16 protein-coding genes are annotated in these 14826 nt (G+C 66.6%); 6 read left to right on the top strand and 10 right to left on the bottom strand.

The window, feature by feature from the left end; all coding sequences use genetic code 11:
• Positions 1-15: 15 nt before the first annotated feature.
• Positions 16-771, top strand: a complete 756-nt coding sequence (locus tag R5H30_RS05860) for an ABC transporter ATP-binding protein (protein ID WP_318327142.1) — start codon at positions 16-18, stop codon at positions 769-771.
• Positions 772-1001: 230 nt separating this feature from the next.
• Positions 1002-1178, top strand: a complete 177-nt coding sequence (locus R5H30_RS05855; protein ID WP_318327140.1) for a hypothetical protein — start codon at positions 1002-1004, stop codon at positions 1176-1178.
• A gap of 84 nt (positions 1179-1262) precedes the next feature.
• On the opposite strand, the gene R5H30_RS05850 is transcribed toward R5H30_RS05855, so the two are convergent.
• Complete coding sequence (locus R5H30_RS05850; RefSeq protein ID WP_318327139.1) at positions 1263-2771, bottom strand: class I adenylate-forming enzyme family protein; 1509 nt, start codon at positions 2769-2771, stop codon at positions 1263-1265.
• Between the two features lie 146 nt (positions 2772-2917).
• Between R5H30_RS05850 and accB the strand changes: the two genes are divergently transcribed.
• Genes accB through aat form a run of 3 tightly spaced genes read left to right on the top strand, consistent with a single transcriptional unit; the run spans position 2918 to position 5432 of the window.
• Positions 2918-3418 (top strand): acetyl-CoA carboxylase biotin carboxyl carrier protein, encoded by a 501-nt coding sequence (gene accB, locus R5H30_RS05845; RefSeq protein WP_318327138.1) that lies wholly within the window; start codon positions 2918-2920, stop codon positions 3416-3418.
• 10 nt (positions 3419-3428) lie between these two features.
• A complete protein-coding gene (gene accC / locus R5H30_RS05840) occupies positions 3429-4781 on the top strand; it encodes an acetyl-CoA carboxylase biotin carboxylase subunit (RefSeq protein WP_318327136.1) in 1353 nt (450 codons plus the stop codon).
• A gap of 15 nt (positions 4782-4796) precedes the next feature.
• Entirely contained in the window at positions 4797-5432 is a 636-nt protein-coding gene (gene aat / locus R5H30_RS05835; protein ID WP_318327135.1) for a leucyl/phenylalanyl-tRNA--protein transferase, read from the top strand.
• Here the strand turns inward: aat and R5H30_RS05830 are convergent.
• The 3 genes from R5H30_RS05830 to R5H30_RS05820 are packed head-to-tail and all read right to left on the bottom strand — an operon-like array spanning position 5396 to position 6612.
• The gene (locus R5H30_RS05830; protein ID WP_318327133.1) at positions 5396-5749 is read right to left on the bottom strand and encodes a DUF2155 domain-containing protein; all 354 of its coding nucleotides are present in this window, start codon (positions 5747-5749) and stop codon (positions 5396-5398) included. The two genes, aat and R5H30_RS05830, sit on opposite strands and share 37 nt — an antisense overlap.
• Complete coding sequence (gene mlaD, locus R5H30_RS05825) at positions 5746-6204, bottom strand: outer membrane lipid asymmetry maintenance protein MlaD (RefSeq protein WP_318327132.1); 459 nt, start codon at positions 6202-6204, stop codon at positions 5746-5748. The genes R5H30_RS05830 and mlaD overlap by 4 nt, the downstream gene beginning before the upstream one ends.
• A 24-nt stretch (positions 6205-6228) precedes the next feature.
• Positions 6229-6612 carry an NADH:ubiquinone oxidoreductase subunit NDUFA12 gene (locus R5H30_RS05820; RefSeq protein WP_318327131.1) on the bottom strand — a complete coding sequence of 128 codons (384 nt, stop codon included), beginning with the start codon at positions 6610-6612 and terminating at the stop codon, positions 6229-6231.
• Between the two features lie 117 nt (positions 6613-6729).
• Here R5H30_RS05820 and R5H30_RS05815 point away from each other — a divergent pair, with 117 nt between their 5' ends.
• Positions 6730-8514, top strand: coding sequence for an FkbM family methyltransferase (locus R5H30_RS05815; RefSeq protein ID WP_318327130.1), 1785 nt, complete (start codon positions 6730-6732; stop codon positions 8512-8514).
• Between the two features lie 7 nt (positions 8515-8521).
• On the opposite strand, the gene R5H30_RS05810 is transcribed toward R5H30_RS05815, so the two are convergent.
• The 6 genes from R5H30_RS05810 to R5H30_RS05785 all read right to left on the bottom strand — a co-directional run bounded on the left by R5H30_RS05810 (position 8522) and on the right by R5H30_RS05785 (position 14821).
• Positions 8522-8893 carry a RidA family protein gene (locus R5H30_RS05810; RefSeq protein WP_318327129.1) on the bottom strand — a complete coding sequence of 124 codons (372 nt, stop codon included), beginning with the start codon at positions 8891-8893 and terminating at the stop codon, positions 8522-8524.
• A 4-nt stretch (positions 8894-8897) separates the two neighbouring features.
• Complete coding sequence (gene clpX / locus R5H30_RS05805; protein ID WP_318327128.1) at positions 8898-10163, bottom strand: ATP-dependent Clp protease ATP-binding subunit ClpX; 1266 nt, start codon at positions 10161-10163, stop codon at positions 8898-8900.
• A gap of 152 nt (positions 10164-10315) precedes the next feature.
• Positions 10316-10948 (bottom strand): ATP-dependent Clp protease proteolytic subunit, encoded by a 633-nt coding sequence (locus tag R5H30_RS05800; protein WP_318327127.1) that lies wholly within the window; start codon positions 10946-10948, stop codon positions 10316-10318.
• A gap of 303 nt (positions 10949-11251) precedes the next feature.
• Positions 11252-12028, bottom strand: coding sequence for a gamma-glutamyl-gamma-aminobutyrate hydrolase family protein (locus tag R5H30_RS05795; protein WP_318327126.1), 777 nt, complete (start codon positions 12026-12028; stop codon positions 11252-11254).
• Positions 12029-12155: 127 nt separating this feature from the next.
• On the bottom strand, positions 12156-12581 hold the full coding sequence (locus tag R5H30_RS05790; RefSeq protein WP_318327125.1) for a GlcG/HbpS family heme-binding protein: 426 nt from the start codon (positions 12579-12581) through the stop codon (positions 12156-12158).
• A gap of 98 nt (positions 12582-12679) precedes the next feature.
• A complete protein-coding gene (locus tag R5H30_RS05785; RefSeq protein ID WP_318327124.1) occupies positions 12680-14821 on the bottom strand; it encodes a malate synthase G in 2142 nt (713 codons plus the stop codon).
• Positions 14822-14826 lie beyond the last annotated feature (5 nt).

Raw genomic sequence — 14826 nt, 5'->3', positions numbered from 1 at the left:
CGAAAGGAAAGGTTCATGAACGTCAAACCCGATTTCTCGAAACACGCCAACCAGGCCGCGACGGCTCCGGCCTTCCTGTCGGTCTGGGACATCCATGCCTATTATGGCGAGAGCTACATCGTGCAGGGCGTCAGCTTCAACGTCCACGAAGGCGAGATCCTCGCCCTGCTCGGACGCAACGGCGCCGGCAAGACTTCGACCCTGCGCACCATCGCGCGCCTGGGAAATCCCGAGTTGCAGAAGGGCGAGATCTGGCTCGATCACCAGCCTCTGCATTCCATGGCCAGCCACCAGGCGGCGCAGGCGGGGTTGGGCCTCGTCCCCGAAGATCGCCGGATCATCGCCGGGCTGACCGTCGAGGAAAACCTCAAGCTGGCCCAGATCGCGCCCCCGATGGGCTGGTCGCTCGAGCGGATCTACGAACTCTTCCCGCGCCTGGGCGAACGCCGGACGCAGGAGGGCGTGACGCTCTCGGGCGGCGAGCAGCAGATGCTGGCGATCGCCAGGGCTCTGGCGCGCGACATCAAGGTGCTGCTGCTCGACGAGCCCTACGAGGGACTGGCGCCGGTCATTGTCGACGAGATCGAGAAGACCCTGACCGTGATCAAGGAACAGGGTATCACCACGATCCTCGTCGAACAGAACGCGGTCCGGGCTCTGCAACTCGCCGATCGCGCGGTGATCCTCGACACCGGCAGCATCGTCTTCGACGGCACTGCCGCCGAGGTGCTGGAGAATGCGGAACTGCGCGCCGAGTACCTCGCCATCTGATCCAGGTCTTACCCGTCTCTCTCTGTTAACGATCGGCACGGGCTCTCCTCGGAGGGCCCGTTGCATTGTTGGGCGGTGCTGCGTGGTCGATTCATCACCGTTCTTGATGCAGGCACGCACATCAATTCGTTTTCGTGAATTACTCTCATTGTCTAGATAGAACGCAGAACTGATCTTCTTCGGAGTTTCGCGTCATGAATGTCTCAACCTGTCCACCCCTTCCCGTCACCGTGGCCAACAGTCGCGCAAGCGCGCTGCGCACGGTCTCGCTGCTTGCCGCCGGGGCGCTTCTGGGCGCGCTGCTGGCCGGCCCGGTGACGCCTCCGGCCGCGGACGACGCAGCGGCCATCCAGGCGCCGGTGGAGGACTGGCACGGCAACGTGCGCCGTTCCGGACCGCTGCGCTAGGCGGCCGCTGCCGGAGGGGGCTATCTGCCCCCGCCCGCCTGCGGCGGCCCCCCGAGGATATTTTCCAACCAGAGAGGGGGCGGCTCAGTCCGGGTCCGTGAGGCGCCGGCGCAGCTCGGTCTTTAGCACCTTGCCGTAGTTGTTCTTGGGCAGGTCCGCGACGCGGATATAGGTCCTGGGCCGCTTGTAGCGCGCGATGTTTTCCAAGCAGAGCGCGTCGAGTTCGGCCTCGGGGGCCGTGCCGACGACGAAGGCTACCACCGTTTCGCCCCATTCGGCATGGGGCGCCCCGACCACGCAGGCCTCGGAAACGCCCGGATGGGCGCGCAGCACCTCCTCGACCTCGCGCGGATAGACGTTCGACCCGCCGGTGATGATCAGGTCGCGGGATCGGTCGCGCAGGGTCAGGTAGCCGTCCGCATCCATCATGCCGAGATCGCCGGTCCTCAGCCAGCCATCGACCAGAGTGTCCGCCGTCGCAGTCGGATTGCGCCAGTAGCCCGGCATGACCGTCGGGCCGCGCACGACGATCTCGCCGATCTCGCCCGGCGGCAGCGGCGCGCCGGTCGGGTCGGCGATGCCGACCTCGACGGCCGACTGGGCGCGACCGACCGATTGCAGGCGTTGGTCCCAGCGCGGATGCGTGCGGTCGGCGACATCGTGGCGCGACAGCGCGGTAATGCCCATCGGACACTCGCCCTGCCCGTAGATCTGCACGAAGATCGGCCCGAAGAGATCGACCGCCTCGAGGATGTCGGCACGGTACATCGGTCCGCCGGCATAGACGATCGTGTGCAACCCTTCCCCGGTCGCGCCGTTTTCGCGGGCCGCGGCGCTCAGACGCCGGACCATAGTCGGAGCGGCGAACATCTGGACGTCGCGGAAATGCGCGGCAAGTGCGAAAATCTCGGCGGGATCGAAGCCTCCCGAGGTCGGGATCACGTGGCGCGCGCCGATGCGCGTGTGGATCGCCGTATAAAGCCCGGCACCGTGGCTCATCGGGGCGGCGTAGAGCGTGGCGTCTTCGGGGCGCACCGGGTCGACGTCGACGGGGTAGCACAGCGACATCGCGGCGAGCATGCCGTGGGTGATGACGACCCCTTTCGGACGGCCCGTGGTTCCCGAGGTATAGAAGAGCCAGGCGAGCGCGTCCGACCCCCGGTGCGCGATAAATGCGGCGGGAGGGTGCGCAAGACAGGTCTCGAACGCAGCACCCGGAACCGGGACGACGCGCGGGGGCGCAGGCGTTTTTGCAAGTGCACCGGCCAGCGCCGGCGAGGCGAAGACAAGCTTTGCTTCGGCGTCGTCCAGGATGAAGGCGAGTTCTCGCGGGTGCAGCCTGGCGTTCACGGGCACCACGGCAGCCCCGGCGATCCAGGCTCCCCAGAGCACCGTGAGATAGTCCGGCGCGTTGGTCATGAAGATGGCGACGCGATCGCCCGGACCCACCCCTTGTGCCGAGAGCCAGCCCGCGACGGCACCGGCACGCTCGAAAAACCTGCCGTAGTCGGCGACTGCGCGTGTGCCCGAGAACAGTGCCGGCCTGCGCGGGTCCGCCTGCGCCGTGCGTGCCAGCCAATGCGCGATGTTCATGGCGACTCCTCTTTGAATGGCAGCGTAACCGACGGCGGCGGCCCCGCAAGAGGCGGCTTTCCACGGCAGCACCCATCCCCTATAAGCGAAAATCAAGAGCAAGGGCCGGAGGCAAAGAGGGCCCGCCAGAACCGGTTGAGGACAGAATGACCAGACAGAACCATGACGCCGATGTGGCCTTCATCAAGGCCCTTGCGGAACTCCTGCGCGAGAACGATCTGACCGAGTTGCAGGTCAAGCGCGACTATGCCGAGGACGACAGCCTCAATGTCCGAGTCAGCCGCCATCTCCAGCAGGCGGTGACCCAGGCCGCGCCGGCCCCGGCGGCGGTACCCGCCCCGCCGGCCTCGTCCGCCCCTGCCCCCGCGCCGGCCGCCGCATCGAGCGGCACGCCGGAGGATCCGGCGGAAGATCCCGGCGCGGTGACCTCGCCCATGGTCGGCACGGTCTACATGCAGGCCGAACCCGGCGCGCCCGCCTTCGTCAGCGTCGGTGCCAAGGTCGCCGAGGGCGACACGCTGCTCATCGTCGAGGCGATGAAGACGATGAACCACATCCCGGCGCCGCGCGCGGGCACCGTCAAGCGCATCCTCGTCGAGGACGGCGCGGCGGTCGAATACGGCTCTCCGCTCGTCATCCTCGAATAGGAGACGCGCCATGTTCAGCAAGATCCTGATTGCCAACCGCGGCGAGATCGCCCTGCGCGTCGTGCGCGCCTGCCGCGAGATGGGCATCGCTTCGGTGGCGGTGCATTCGACCGCCGACAGCGACGCGATGCACGTGCGCATGGCCGACGAGAGCGTCTGCATCGGCCCGCCCTCGTCCTCCCAGAGCTACCTGTCGATCCCGGCGATCATCTCGGCCTGCGAAATCACCGGGGCCGAGGCGATCCACCCGGGCTACGGGTTCCTGTCGGAAAACGCGGGTTTCGTGCAGGTGGTCGAGGATCATGACCTGACCTTCATCGGCCCCACCGCCGAACATATCCGGATCATGGGCGACAAGATCACCGCCAAGGAAACGATGAAGGCGCTCGGCGTGCCTTGCGTGCCGGGATCGGACGGCGGTGTGCCGACGCTCGAGGACGCCAAGCGGATCGGGGCGGACTTCGGCTATCCCGTGATCATCAAGGCCACCGCCGGCGGCGGCGGGCGCGGGATGAAAGTGGCACGCTCCGAAAAGGAGATCGAACGCGCATTCACCACCGCGCGGGCCGAGGCCAAGGCCGCCTTCGGCAATGACGAGGTCTATATCGAGAAATACCTGACCACGCCGCGCCATATCGAGATCCAGGTTTTCGGCGACGGCAAGGGCAATGCCGTCCACCTGGGCGAGCGGGACTGCTCGCTGCAGCGCCGTCACCAGAAAGTGCTCGAGGAAGCGCCCGGTCCCGCGATCTCGGAGGAGGAGCGTGCGCGCATCGGCAAGATCTGCGCCGACGCGGTGGCGCGGATCAACTACATCGGCGCGGGCACCATCGAGTTTCTCTACGAGAACGGCGAATTCTACTTCATCGAGATGAATACCCGTCTGCAGGTCGAGCACCCGGTCACCGAAGGCATCTTCGGTGTCGATCTCGTGCGTGAACAGATCCGCGTGGCGGCCGGAAAGCCGATGTCCTTCGTGCAGGAGGATCTGAAGATCAACGGCCATGCCATCGAGGTGCGCATCAATGCCGAGAAGCTGCCCAGCTTCTCACCGAGCCCGGGCCGGATCACGCAGTACCATGCACCGGGCGGGCTTGGCGTGAGGATGGATTCGGCGCTTTATGACGGCTACCGGATCCCGCCCTACTACGACAGCCTGATCGGCAAGCTGATCGTGCATGGCCGCGACCGGCCCGAGGCGCTGGCGCGGCTTGGGCGGGCATTGGGCGAGCTGATCGTGGACGGGATCGACACCACGGTCCCGCTCTTCGACGCCTTGTTGCAGGAAGAGGACCTGCAGACCGGAGATTACAACATCCACTGGCTGGAGCGGTGGCTGGAGACCAATCTCGGCGGCGGCTGACGCCGAAGCTGGCCCATGGAGTTGACCCCGGATCTTCTGATGCACGGCTACTCCATCGGCATTTTCCCGATGGCCGAGCACCGCGACGACCCGGAGATCTTCTGGGTCGATCCGCGCCGGCGCGGCGTCTTGCCGCTCGACGGCTTCCACATGTCGCGTTCCCTGCGGCGCGCGATGCGACGAACGACCTTCGAGATCACGGTGAACCGCGATTTCGACGGCGTGCTCGACGGCTGCGCCGACCGGCCGGACACCTGGATCAACACCGAGATTCGCAGCCTCTACATCGCCCTGCACCAGCGCGGGCAGGCACACAGCCTCGAGGTCTGGGACGAGCGCGGCTTGCTGGCCGGCGGGGTCTACGGGGTCGTGCTGGGGGCGGCATTCTTTGGCGAGAGCATGTTCTCACGCCGCCGCGATGCCTCGAAGATCGCGCTCGCCTGTCTGGTCGACCGGTTGAACGAAGGCGGGTTCAGGCTGTTCGACACGCAATTCCTGACCGATCACCTTGCCTCGCTCGGCGGGATCGAGATCTCGCGTGCGGTCTACCACGCGCGGCTCGAGGACGCCAAGCAGCGCCACGCCAGTTTTACCGCGCCACCGCTGCGCAGCCCTCAGGAGGTGATGCAGCGCAGCACCCAGACGTCGTAGCGCGGGTGGTCCATGGCGCTGAGCGCCGGGGACGAGGCGACCATCCAGCCGGTGAAGGCCGTGCCCGCCTTGCCGGCTTCGGCGATCTCGAGCTCGGCCCAGGCGTCGCCTGCCGGGTTTCCGGCGGGATAGCGGCATTCGACGAGGAAGATTTCCAGCGACCCGAAGGCCGCCGCCCCGCCCATGCGCAATTCGATGTCCCGAACCTCGCCCTTGAACTTGTCGAGCGCGCGCAGGATCACGCCCTGCCCGCGTTCGGCCTGCTGGGCTCCGGCGGTCCCGGCCAGCAGGCACAGGACCAGTGCCAGAAACCTCACTCGCCGCCTCCGCCGTCGCCGCTGACGAATTTCAGGAGCAGCGAGATCAGGCTCACAGCGCCCTGCGTGTCGGTAATGGCGTCGCCCGGCTCGAAGAAGAATGGTGAGCCGCCCGGCACGATTTCGATGAAGTTGCCGCCCAGAAGACCCTCGGACGCCACCACGATGGCGCTGTCGTCCGGAATGGCGATGCCGTCCTGTACCGAGACCACGGTATCCGCGCGGTAGGTCTCGGGATTGAGCCGCACGTCGGTCACGGTGCCGATCTTGACCCCGGCCAGCTTCACGTCGGTGCCGACGTTCACGCCTTCGAGGCTGCGGAAACTCGCCTCGAGCGGATAGCTGGCGCTGCGTCCGGCGGTAACGCCGGTGGCTTGCCCGGCATAGACCGCAAAGGCGATGGCCGCGGCCAGCACCGCGCCGCCCACGATGACTTCGGTGGTGTTGTTCGACATGACTGCTCGGCCTCTGTTAAGGCGTTATTCCGGCGACCAGGCCTCGTAATCGCCGCGCGGGGCCGGATCCGCCCGGCGGATCGAGCCTTTCGGCGCGTAGGCCAGCGGCGTGCCGGTCAGGTTCTCCTGGTGCGGCTTTTCCCAAGGCTTGTGCTTGAGCGGTTCCTTGCTCGGCGGCGTGTCCCAGGTGTGGTGCAGCCAGCCATGCCAGTCGGGGTCGATGCGGCTTGCCTCGGCCTCGCCGTTGAAGATCACCCAGCGCTTGGCGCCGTCCTTGCTCTGGTAAAAGATGTTGCCCTGGCTGTCCTCGCCGACCTTGTTGCCCTTGCGCCAGGTGTAAAGCTGGGTGTTCAGGGTCTGGCCGTTCCACCAGGTCACCGCGCGCAGGAGGGTGTTGAGGATGCCCATGGGATGCTCCGATTGCGTTCGGGTCGTGTATGCACCAGCCGGCCTGCGAGGTCCAGTGCGCCTCTGCGTGCCCGCGACCGCTGGCACGGGCGCTGCGCGCCCTGTAGCATCGTCGGCATGACAGAGGCCGACCCCATCAGCGCCCCATCCATCGCGGCGGAATGCCACGGCGTCCGGGTGCCCGCCTCGCCCTTCCTGACGCCCGGACGGATCGCGCGGATAGACGCTGGGCGCTACGAGCGACACGAGATCGCCGGCGCGCTCGACATCGTCAGGTCGGACGACAGGGTTCTGGAGCTCGGCGCCGGCCTTGGCGTCGTGGGCGGCGTCGTGGCTCGGCGCTGTGCGCCCGAGGCGATCCTGTCCTACGAGGCCAATCCAGACCTGATGCCGCATGCGCGCGCGCTGCACCGGCTCAACGGACATGACCAGGTCGAGTTGCGAAACGCCGTCGTCCTCAGCGGCCCGGACCGGCCCGACACCGTGGCCTTTCACCTGCGCTCGAGCTTTCTCGGGGCCTCCCTCGCTGAGCCGCGCGGCCCGTCGCGGCGTATCGAGGTCGCGACCGCGTCCTTTGAGGGCGTGCGGCGCGCGTTCAGACCGTCGATCCTGATTATGGATATCGAAGGGGGTGAGCTCGATCTGTTGAGGCACGCCGACCTCGCCGGGGTCCGCGGCGTGGTGGTCGAGTTCCATCCCGGCGTCTATGGCGCGGACGGCATGCGGGAATGCAAGGATATCCTGCGCCGCGCCGGTTTCCGCAGACGCGCCGCGGTCTCGACGCGGCGGGTCTGGTGCTGCACCCGCGCGGTCGAGGTCGACACGGCCGACGCGCCGCCGGACCCGGATGGCGGCTGGTCGTGCAGCCTGCGCATGCTGCGGGACGCCACCGTGGTGCCGCCCTTGGCACCCGGTTTCGTCCAGCCAGCCGGGGTACTGTACGCCGATGGGCGACACTGCGGGCACGCCGCGTTGTGGCGCAATCACCGGCCACTCACTATGGCCCCCGATATGCCTGCAACGCCGTCTGCCACGCTTGATGGCCGCTGGCTCTGGGGCGGCGTGCTGTGGTCGAATTTCGCGCATTTTGTCGCCGAAAGCACCTCGCGCCTCTGGGCGCTGGACGCGCCGGAGGCGGACGGACTCGACGGCATCCTCTTCATCCCGAAGCGGCCCCGCGTGGGCGCGCAGCTGACCGGGTTCCACCGGGACTGGATCGCCCTGATGGGCTCGGAGCTGCCGCTGAAGGTGGCGACCGAGCCGGTGCGCGTTGCGAAACTTCTGGTCCCCGGGCAGGGCTTCGGGCTGGGCCGGATCGTGGCCGGAACCGACGTGTTTCGCCGCGCCATGCGGCACCGCTTTGCCGCGGACGTGGCACCGGACGGGCCCGAGCGGCTCTACATCAGCCGAAGCCGTCTGGGTCCGGGCCGCGGCGGCCTGCTCGGAGAGGCGGAGCTCGAAACCTGCCTGGCCCGGGAGGGTTACGAGATCTTCCACCCGCAGGCGCATGACCTGTGCACGCAGATCGCTCGCTACAAGGCCGCCCGGCGGATCGTTGCCTGCGATGGCTCGGCCCTGCATGTCTGCGCCATGGTCGCCACTGAGCGACAGCGCATTGCGATCCTCCAGCGACGCCCGTCTGGCGCCACCGACCAGATCGCTGCACACCTCACGCATTTCTCCGGCCGAAGTCCGCTGGTGATCGACGCGCTGGAGCAGCTCTGGCGACGCGGCGGCAGCACCCGGAACCGCCTGGCGATCGGCCAACCCGACCTGCCCGCGGTGCGTCAGGCGCTGATAGACTCGGGATTCGTATCGCGCGACGTACCAGCCTGGCCACCCGTGTCGCGCGACGCCATCGCCGAGTTGATCGCAAAAGGGTTCGTGCCGGACGCGGGTTGAGCGCGGATCAGCGCCTCTGGCCCGGTGGCAGCATTGCCGTCACCTCGATTTCGATCCGGTATTTGGGATCGATCAACCCGCATTCGATCATCGTCGCCGCTGGTGGATTGGCCCCGAAGGTTTCGCTCAGGATCGGCCAGCACGGTTCGAACTCGGCTCGGTCCGGCAACATGTAGGTCACGCGCACGACGTCTGCAAAGCTGCACCCCGCCTCGGTCAAGGCACGACCGATGATCTCGAGCGCGGACCCGCACTGTTCCTCGACGCCTTCGCCCTGCCCGACGGTGCCGGCGACATGCACCCAGCCACCCGCGACGACGGCGCGGCAGTAGCCGACGCGCTTTTCGAATTCACCGCCGGTGGAAATGCGGCGGACCATCCGCTCAGCCGGCGGTCGCCGGGGACTTCTCGGAATCGGCGTAGATCATCAGTGGCGCCGCGTCGGAGTTCGCCGCTTCCTCGTTCACCACGACCTCGGTGACCGACTCGAGCCCCGGCAGATCGAACATCGTGTCGAGCAAGATGTCCTCGAGGATCGAGCGCAAGCCGCGCGCACCGGTCTTGCGCTCGATCGCGCGCTTGGCGATGGCGGTGAGCGCGTCGTCGGTGAAGGTCAGCGTCGTGTCCTCGAGTTCGAAAAGCCGCTGGTATTGCTTGACCAGCGCGTTCTTCGGCTGCGTGAGGATGGTGACCAGCGCCTCCTCGTCGAGGTCCTCCAGCGTCGCCAGAACCGGCAGACGGCCGACGAATTCCGGGATCAGGCCGAACTTGAGCAGATCCTCGGGTTCGAGGTCCTTGAACACCTCGCCCACGCCGCGTTCGTCCTTGTCGCGCACGTCGGCCCCAAAGCCCATCGCCGAGCCCTTGCCGCGTTGCGCGATGATCCGGTCGAGACCCGCGAAGGCACCGCCGCAGATGAACAGGATGTTGGTGGTGTCCACTTGCAGGAATTCCTGCTGCGGATGCTTGCGCCCGCCCTGCGGCGGAACGCTTGCGACCGTGCCTTCCATCAGCTTCAGCAGGGCCTGCTGCACGCCCTCGCCCGACACGTCGCGGGTGATCGAGGGGTTCTCGGACTTGCGGGTGATCTTGTCGACCTCGTCGATGTAGACGATGCCGCGCTGCGCGCGTTCGACGTTGTATTCCGACGCCTGCAGCAGCTTGAGAATGATGTTTTCGACATCCTCGCCGACATAGCCCGCCTCGGTCAGGGTGGTGGCGTCGGCCATGGTGAACGGCACGTCGAGAATGCGCGCCAGCGTCTGGGCCAGCAGCGTCTTTCCGCAGCCCGTCGGCCCGATCAGCAGGATGTTGGACTTGGCTAGCTCGATCTCGCCGCCCTTCTGGGCGTGGTTCAGGCGCTTGTAGTGATTGTGGACGGCCACCGACAGCACCCGCTTGGCCGTGGCCTGACCAATCACGTAATCGTCGAGCACCGCGCAGATGTCCTTGGGGGTCGGAACCCCGTCCGAGGATTTCAGCCCGCTGGCCTTGGTCTCCTCGCGGATGATGTCCATGCACAGTTCAACGCATTCGTCGCAGATGAACACCGTCGGGCCGGCGATTAGCTTGCGGACCTCGTGCTGGCTCTTGCCGCAGAAGCTGCAGTAGAGGGTGTTCTTGCTGTCGCCGGTCGCGTTCGTAGCCATCTCAACCCTTCCAGGTTACCGTCCAAATCTCATTATCTCAGAGCGTGCGACCCCTGCCGCCTTGCCCCTGCGAAACAAACCAATTCCAGCTTAGGCCAGCCCCGGCAGGTCCACAATCGCAAATCGGCAGAGCCCACGTAGCGTTCCGGGCGCTATTTCTCCGCCTCTTCGGCCTTGCCACGGCTCTCGACGATCTCGTCGATCAGGCCCCAGTCCTTGGCCTCTTCGGGCGACATGAAGTTGTCGCGTTCGAGCGCCTCCTCGACCTTCTTGAGCGTCTGGCCGGTGTGCTTGACGTAGATCTCGTTGAGCCGGTTCTTGAGTTTCTGGGTCTCCTGGGCGTGGATCATGATATCCGTCGCCTGACCCTGGTAGCCGCCCGAGGGCTGGTGTACCATGACCCGGCTGTTGGGCAGTGAAAAGCGCATGCCCTTTTCGCCCGCCGTCAGCAGCAGCGAGCCCATCGACGCCGCCTGCCCGATCACCAGGGTCGAGACCTTTGGCTTGATGTACTGCATCGTATCGTAGATCGACAGGCCGCTCGTCACCACGCCGCCCGGCGAGTTGATGTACATGCTGATCTCTTTCGAGGGGTTTTCTGCCTCGAGATGCAGAAGCTGGGCGACGATCAGCGAGGACATTCCATCATGCACCGGACCGGCCAGAAAGATGATCCGTTCCTTCAGCAGGCGCGAGAAGATGTCGTAGGCGCGTTCGCCCCGGCTGGTCTGCTCGACCACCATCGGGACAAGCGTATTCATGTAGGTTTCGTACGGATCTTTCATGGAAGCTGCCTGTCTGCTGCCGGTCGGCGGGACCATACCTGCCAAACCCTTTCCTAAAGATTAGTGGTGCCGTCCGGGGGCTGCAAGGGGGGCCGGCCCCCCGACCCGGTCGCGTTGCGGCTCACTTTGGGTCACCCGGCGGTTCGGCATCGCGCCGTCCGCGGATCGCTCATGTTCTAACCTCCAGCCCGGAAACCCTTCATCCGCCTCGACAATCTGCCCGGGCACACTTCTCGCGAACTGAGAAAAAAGCGACGCGCTTCCACACCTGCCGAAACCGCTGGGCAATCGACCCGCGCCCGGTCAGGCCACCTGCGCGGGCGTCACCTGCCGCCCCTCGGCCCAGGCTTTCGCAGCCCGCCCGAAAGCCGCGAAAAGCGGGCGCGACACGGGATCGTTGGCCGCGTCCCACTCCGGGTGCCACTGTACGGCCAGCGTGAAGCCCGGGGCCTTCTCGATATAGATCGCCTCGGGCGTGCCGTCGTCGGCATGCCCGTCGACCACGATGCGCGGACCTTGCACCTTGATGCCCTGCCCGTGCAGCGTGTTGGTCATCACCTGCGCCGCGCCCATCAGGTGATGGAACACCCCGCCTTCGCTGAAGGTCACGACGTGGCGGCGCTCGAACTTCTCCTCGAGCGTTCCGTCGGGTGGCATCCGGTGGTTCATGCGCCCCGGCAGGTCGCGGATCTCGGGGTAAAGCGAGCCGCCCATCGCCACGTTGACCTCCTGGAAGCCCCGGCAGATCCCGAGGATCGGCTGGCCGGCCTCCACGCAGGCGCGGATCAGCGGCAGCGTGATCGCATCGCGCGCCCGGTCGAAGGCACCATGCGCCTGAGTCGCCTCTTCGCCGTATTCCTCCGGGTGCACGTTCGCGCGGCCGCCGGTGAACAGGAACCCGTCGCAGGTCCGCATCAGTTCCGGCACCGAAACATAGGTCGGGTCCGCCGGGATCAGCAACGGCATGCAGCCGCAGACCGAGGCCACGGCATCCGAATTCATCGTGCCGCCGGCATGGACCGGGTACTGATCGTTCAGCAGGGCGCGGTTTCCGATGATGCCGATGATCGGTCGGGTCATGCCTTGGCTGTCTCCTCGTCGCATTCCGCGGCGACCTTAGCGGCGCCCGGCAGCCTTGAACAGGTCGCGGGCGCACAGGCGGGTGTGCGCGAATACCAAGACCGGCGGAACGCCCGCCTTTCGGGCATCACGCCTCGCCGGTCAGACCCGCGGCCTCGATCCCGGCCATCGCCGCGACCACGTCGTTGTCCGAGGTATCTCCGGTCACACCCACCGCGCCGATCACCGCGCCCTTGCGGTCGCGCAGCAACACACCCCCCGGCACGGGCACGACCTTGCCGCCGTAGACCCCGTTCACGGCAGCCATGAAGTAGGCCTGGGTCTCGGCCCGTGCCATCTGGGCCTTGCCGCCGATCCCCAGCATCACCGCGCCATGGGCCTTGCCTTGGGCAATCCCGAACCGGCCCGGGCTCGCCCCGTCCTCGCGCTCGAAGGCCAGCACGTGACCGCCGGCGTCAAGTACGACGACCGACAGCGGCTTGAACTCCATCTCGCGCCCCTTTTCGAGCGCCTTGCGGATGATCGTCCGCGCCTTTCTCAATGTCACGGCCATGTTCCGCCCTCCCTGTCGCGATTTTCTCTGGTTCTCAAGTATCCTCGGGGGAGCGCGAGGGGGCAGACAGCCCCCTCGTTCCGCCCGATGGCCCGGCGCTACCGCGCGGCTTTCAGCTCGAGCCGGCGCTCATGCAGGATCGGCTCGGTGTAACCCGAGGGCTGCGACCGGCCCTTGAACACCAGGTCGCAGGCGGCCTGGAAGGCGATGCCGTCGAAGCCCGGCGCCATCGGCCGGTAGTCCGCATCGCCCTCGTTCTGCCGGTCGACGATCTCGGCCATCTTGCGCAGCGCCCCCATCACCTGCTGCCCGTCGACCACGCCGTGATGCAGCCAGTTGGCGATGTGCTGAGCCGAGATCCGGCAGGTCGCGCGATCTTCCATCAGACCGACGTCGTTGATGTCGGGCACTTTCGAGCAGCCGATTCCGCTGTCGATCCAACGCACGACGTAGCCGAGGATTCCCTGCGCGTTGTTTTCCACCTCGCGCATCTTCTGCGCGTCGCTCCATTGGCGGTAGGCCGCAAGCGGGACGTCCAGCACCGTGTCGACCGGCGCGCGCGGACCGCCCTTGCGCAGCTTGTCCTGGACCGCGAAGACGTCGACCTGGTGGTAGTGCAGCGCGTGCAGGGTGGCCGCCGTCGGGCTCGGCACCCAGGCGCAATTTGCCCCGGCCTTCGGATGCTCAATTTTCTGTTCCAGCATCGCCGCCATCTGGTCCGGCATCGCCCACATGCCCTTGCCGATCTGCGCCTTGCCCGAAAGCCCGCATTCCAGACCGATGTCGACGTTCCGGTTCTCGTAGGCCCCGATCCAGGCCTTGCGCTTGATGAAATCCTTGCGGCTGAAAGGTCCGGCCTCCATCGAGGTGTGGATCTCGTCGCCGGTCCGGTCGAGAAAGCCGGTGTTGATGAAGGCGCAGCGGTGCCGGGCGGCGCGGATGCACTGTTTGAGATTGACGCTGGTGCGACGCTCCTCGTCCATGATACCGAGCTTCACGGTGTACTGCGGCAGGCCGAGCATCTTCTCGACCTCGGTGAAGGTCCGGTCGGCGAAGGCGACCTCGTCGGGCCCGTGCATCTTGGGTTTGACGACGTAGACCGAGCCTTCGACTGAGTTGCCGCTTTCGCGCTTGAGGTCGTGCATGGCGATCAGCGTGGTGATCGCCGCGTCCATCAGCCCCTCGAAGATCTCCGCGCCGTCCTTCAGCAGGATGGCGGGGTTGGTCATCAGGTGGCCGACGTTGCGCACCAGCATCAGGGCGCGGCCCTTGCGCACCACCTCGCCGCCATCCGGCGCGGTGTAGCTGCGATCCTCCGCAAGCTTGCGCGTGACCTGCTTGCCGCCCTTCTCGAAGGTGTCCTCGAGGTCGCCTTTCATCAGGCCGAGCCAGTTGGCATAGGCGCCGATCTTGTCCTCGGCGTCGACGCAGGCCACGGAATCCTCGCAATCCATGATCGCCGACACCGCGCTTTCCATCCGCACGTCCGCAAGCCCCGCCTGATCGCGGCTTCCAATCGGATGGGTGCGGTCGAACACGAGTTCGACGTGCAGCCCGTTGTTACACAGCAGCGCGGCGTCGGGCGCCTTGGGATGACCCCGGTAGCCGACGAATTTCTTGGGCTGCGCCAATGGCATGTCATCGACAAGCAGCGCACCGCCCTGCACGTGGTAGCGCCGCGCATCGGCATGGCTGGTGCCCTCGAGCGGGAAGGCTGCGTCCAGGAACACGCGCGCACGGGCCACGACGCGCGCGCCACGGCCACGGTCATAGCCGCCCGTGGGCGGCACCGATCCCATGGCGTCGGTACCGTAGAAAGCATCATAAAGACTGCCCCAACGCGCGTTTGCGGCGTTCAGCGCATAACGGGCGTTGGTGATCGGCACGACAAGTTGCGGGCCGGGAACGCTGGCGATTTCCGCGTCGACATTGGCGGTCTCGATCTTGAAATCGTCGCACTCGGGCAGAAGGTAGCCGATTTCGCGCAGGAAATTGCAGTAGGCATCATGATCGTGCGGCCGGTCACGGTTCGCGACATGCCAGTCGTCGATCCTGGACTGAAGCTCTTCGCGGATCTCGAGCAGCCGACGGTTTTCCGGCGCGAATTCATGTGCGAGCTGCGAAAACCCGTCCCAGAATGCGCTTGCATCGACGCCAGTGCCGGGCAGAGCCGCGTCCTCGATGAATGCCGCCAGGGCCGCATCCACCTGCAAGCCGTTTCTATCGACGCGATCGGCCATGCCGC

The organism is Roseobacter sp. FCG-D35, assembly GCF_033436665.1.
Classification (GTDB): Bacteria; Pseudomonadota; Alphaproteobacteria; order Rhodobacterales; family Rhodobacteraceae; genus JAWQFO01.
This window is presented reverse-complemented; position numbering and strand designations above follow the sequence as displayed.

Bases quoted from the DNA above. Each gene is read 5' to 3' on its own strand.
- clpX (WP_318327128.1), bottom strand. From the start codon at position 10,163: ATGGCTACGAACGCGACCGGCGACAGCAAGAACACCCTCTACTGCAGC.
- R5H30_RS05860 (WP_318327142.1), top strand. From the start codon at position 16: ATGAACGTCAAACCCGATTTCTCGAAACACGCCAACCAGGCCGCGACG.
- mlaD (WP_318327132.1), bottom strand. From the start codon at position 6,204: ATGTCGAACAACACCACCGAAGTCATCGTGGGCGGCGCGGTGCTGGCC.
- R5H30_RS05810 (WP_318327129.1), bottom strand. From the start codon at position 8,893: ATGGTCCGCCGCATTTCCACCGGCGGTGAATTCGAAAAGCGCGTCGGC.
- R5H30_RS05815 (WP_318327130.1), top strand. From the start codon at position 6,730: ATGACAGAGGCCGACCCCATCAGCGCCCCATCCATCGCGGCGGAATGC.
- R5H30_RS05795 (WP_318327126.1), bottom strand. From the start codon at position 12,028: ATGACCCGACCGATCATCGGCATCATCGGAAACCGCGCCCTGCTGAAC.
- R5H30_RS05820 (WP_318327131.1), bottom strand. From the start codon at position 6,612: ATGGGCATCCTCAACACCCTCCTGCGCGCGGTGACCTGGTGGAACGGC.
- R5H30_RS05790 (WP_318327125.1), bottom strand. From the start codon at position 12,581: ATGGCCGTGACATTGAGAAAGGCGCGGACGATCATCCGCAAGGCGCTC.
- R5H30_RS05850 (WP_318327139.1), bottom strand. From the start codon at position 2,771: ATGAACATCGCGCATTGGCTGGCACGCACGGCGCAGGCGGACCCGCGC.
- R5H30_RS05800 (WP_318327127.1), bottom strand. From the start codon at position 10,948: ATGAAAGATCCGTACGAAACCTACATGAATACGCTTGTCCCGATGGTG.
- accB (WP_318327138.1), top strand. From the start codon at position 2,918: ATGACCAGACAGAACCATGACGCCGATGTGGCCTTCATCAAGGCCCTT.
- aat (WP_318327135.1), top strand. From the start codon at position 4,797: ATGGAGTTGACCCCGGATCTTCTGATGCACGGCTACTCCATCGGCATT.
- R5H30_RS05785 (WP_318327124.1), bottom strand. From the start codon at position 14,821: ATGGCCGATCGCGTCGATAGAAACGGCTTGCAGGTGGATGCGGCCCTG.
- accC (WP_318327136.1), top strand. From the start codon at position 3,429: ATGTTCAGCAAGATCCTGATTGCCAACCGCGGCGAGATCGCCCTGCGC.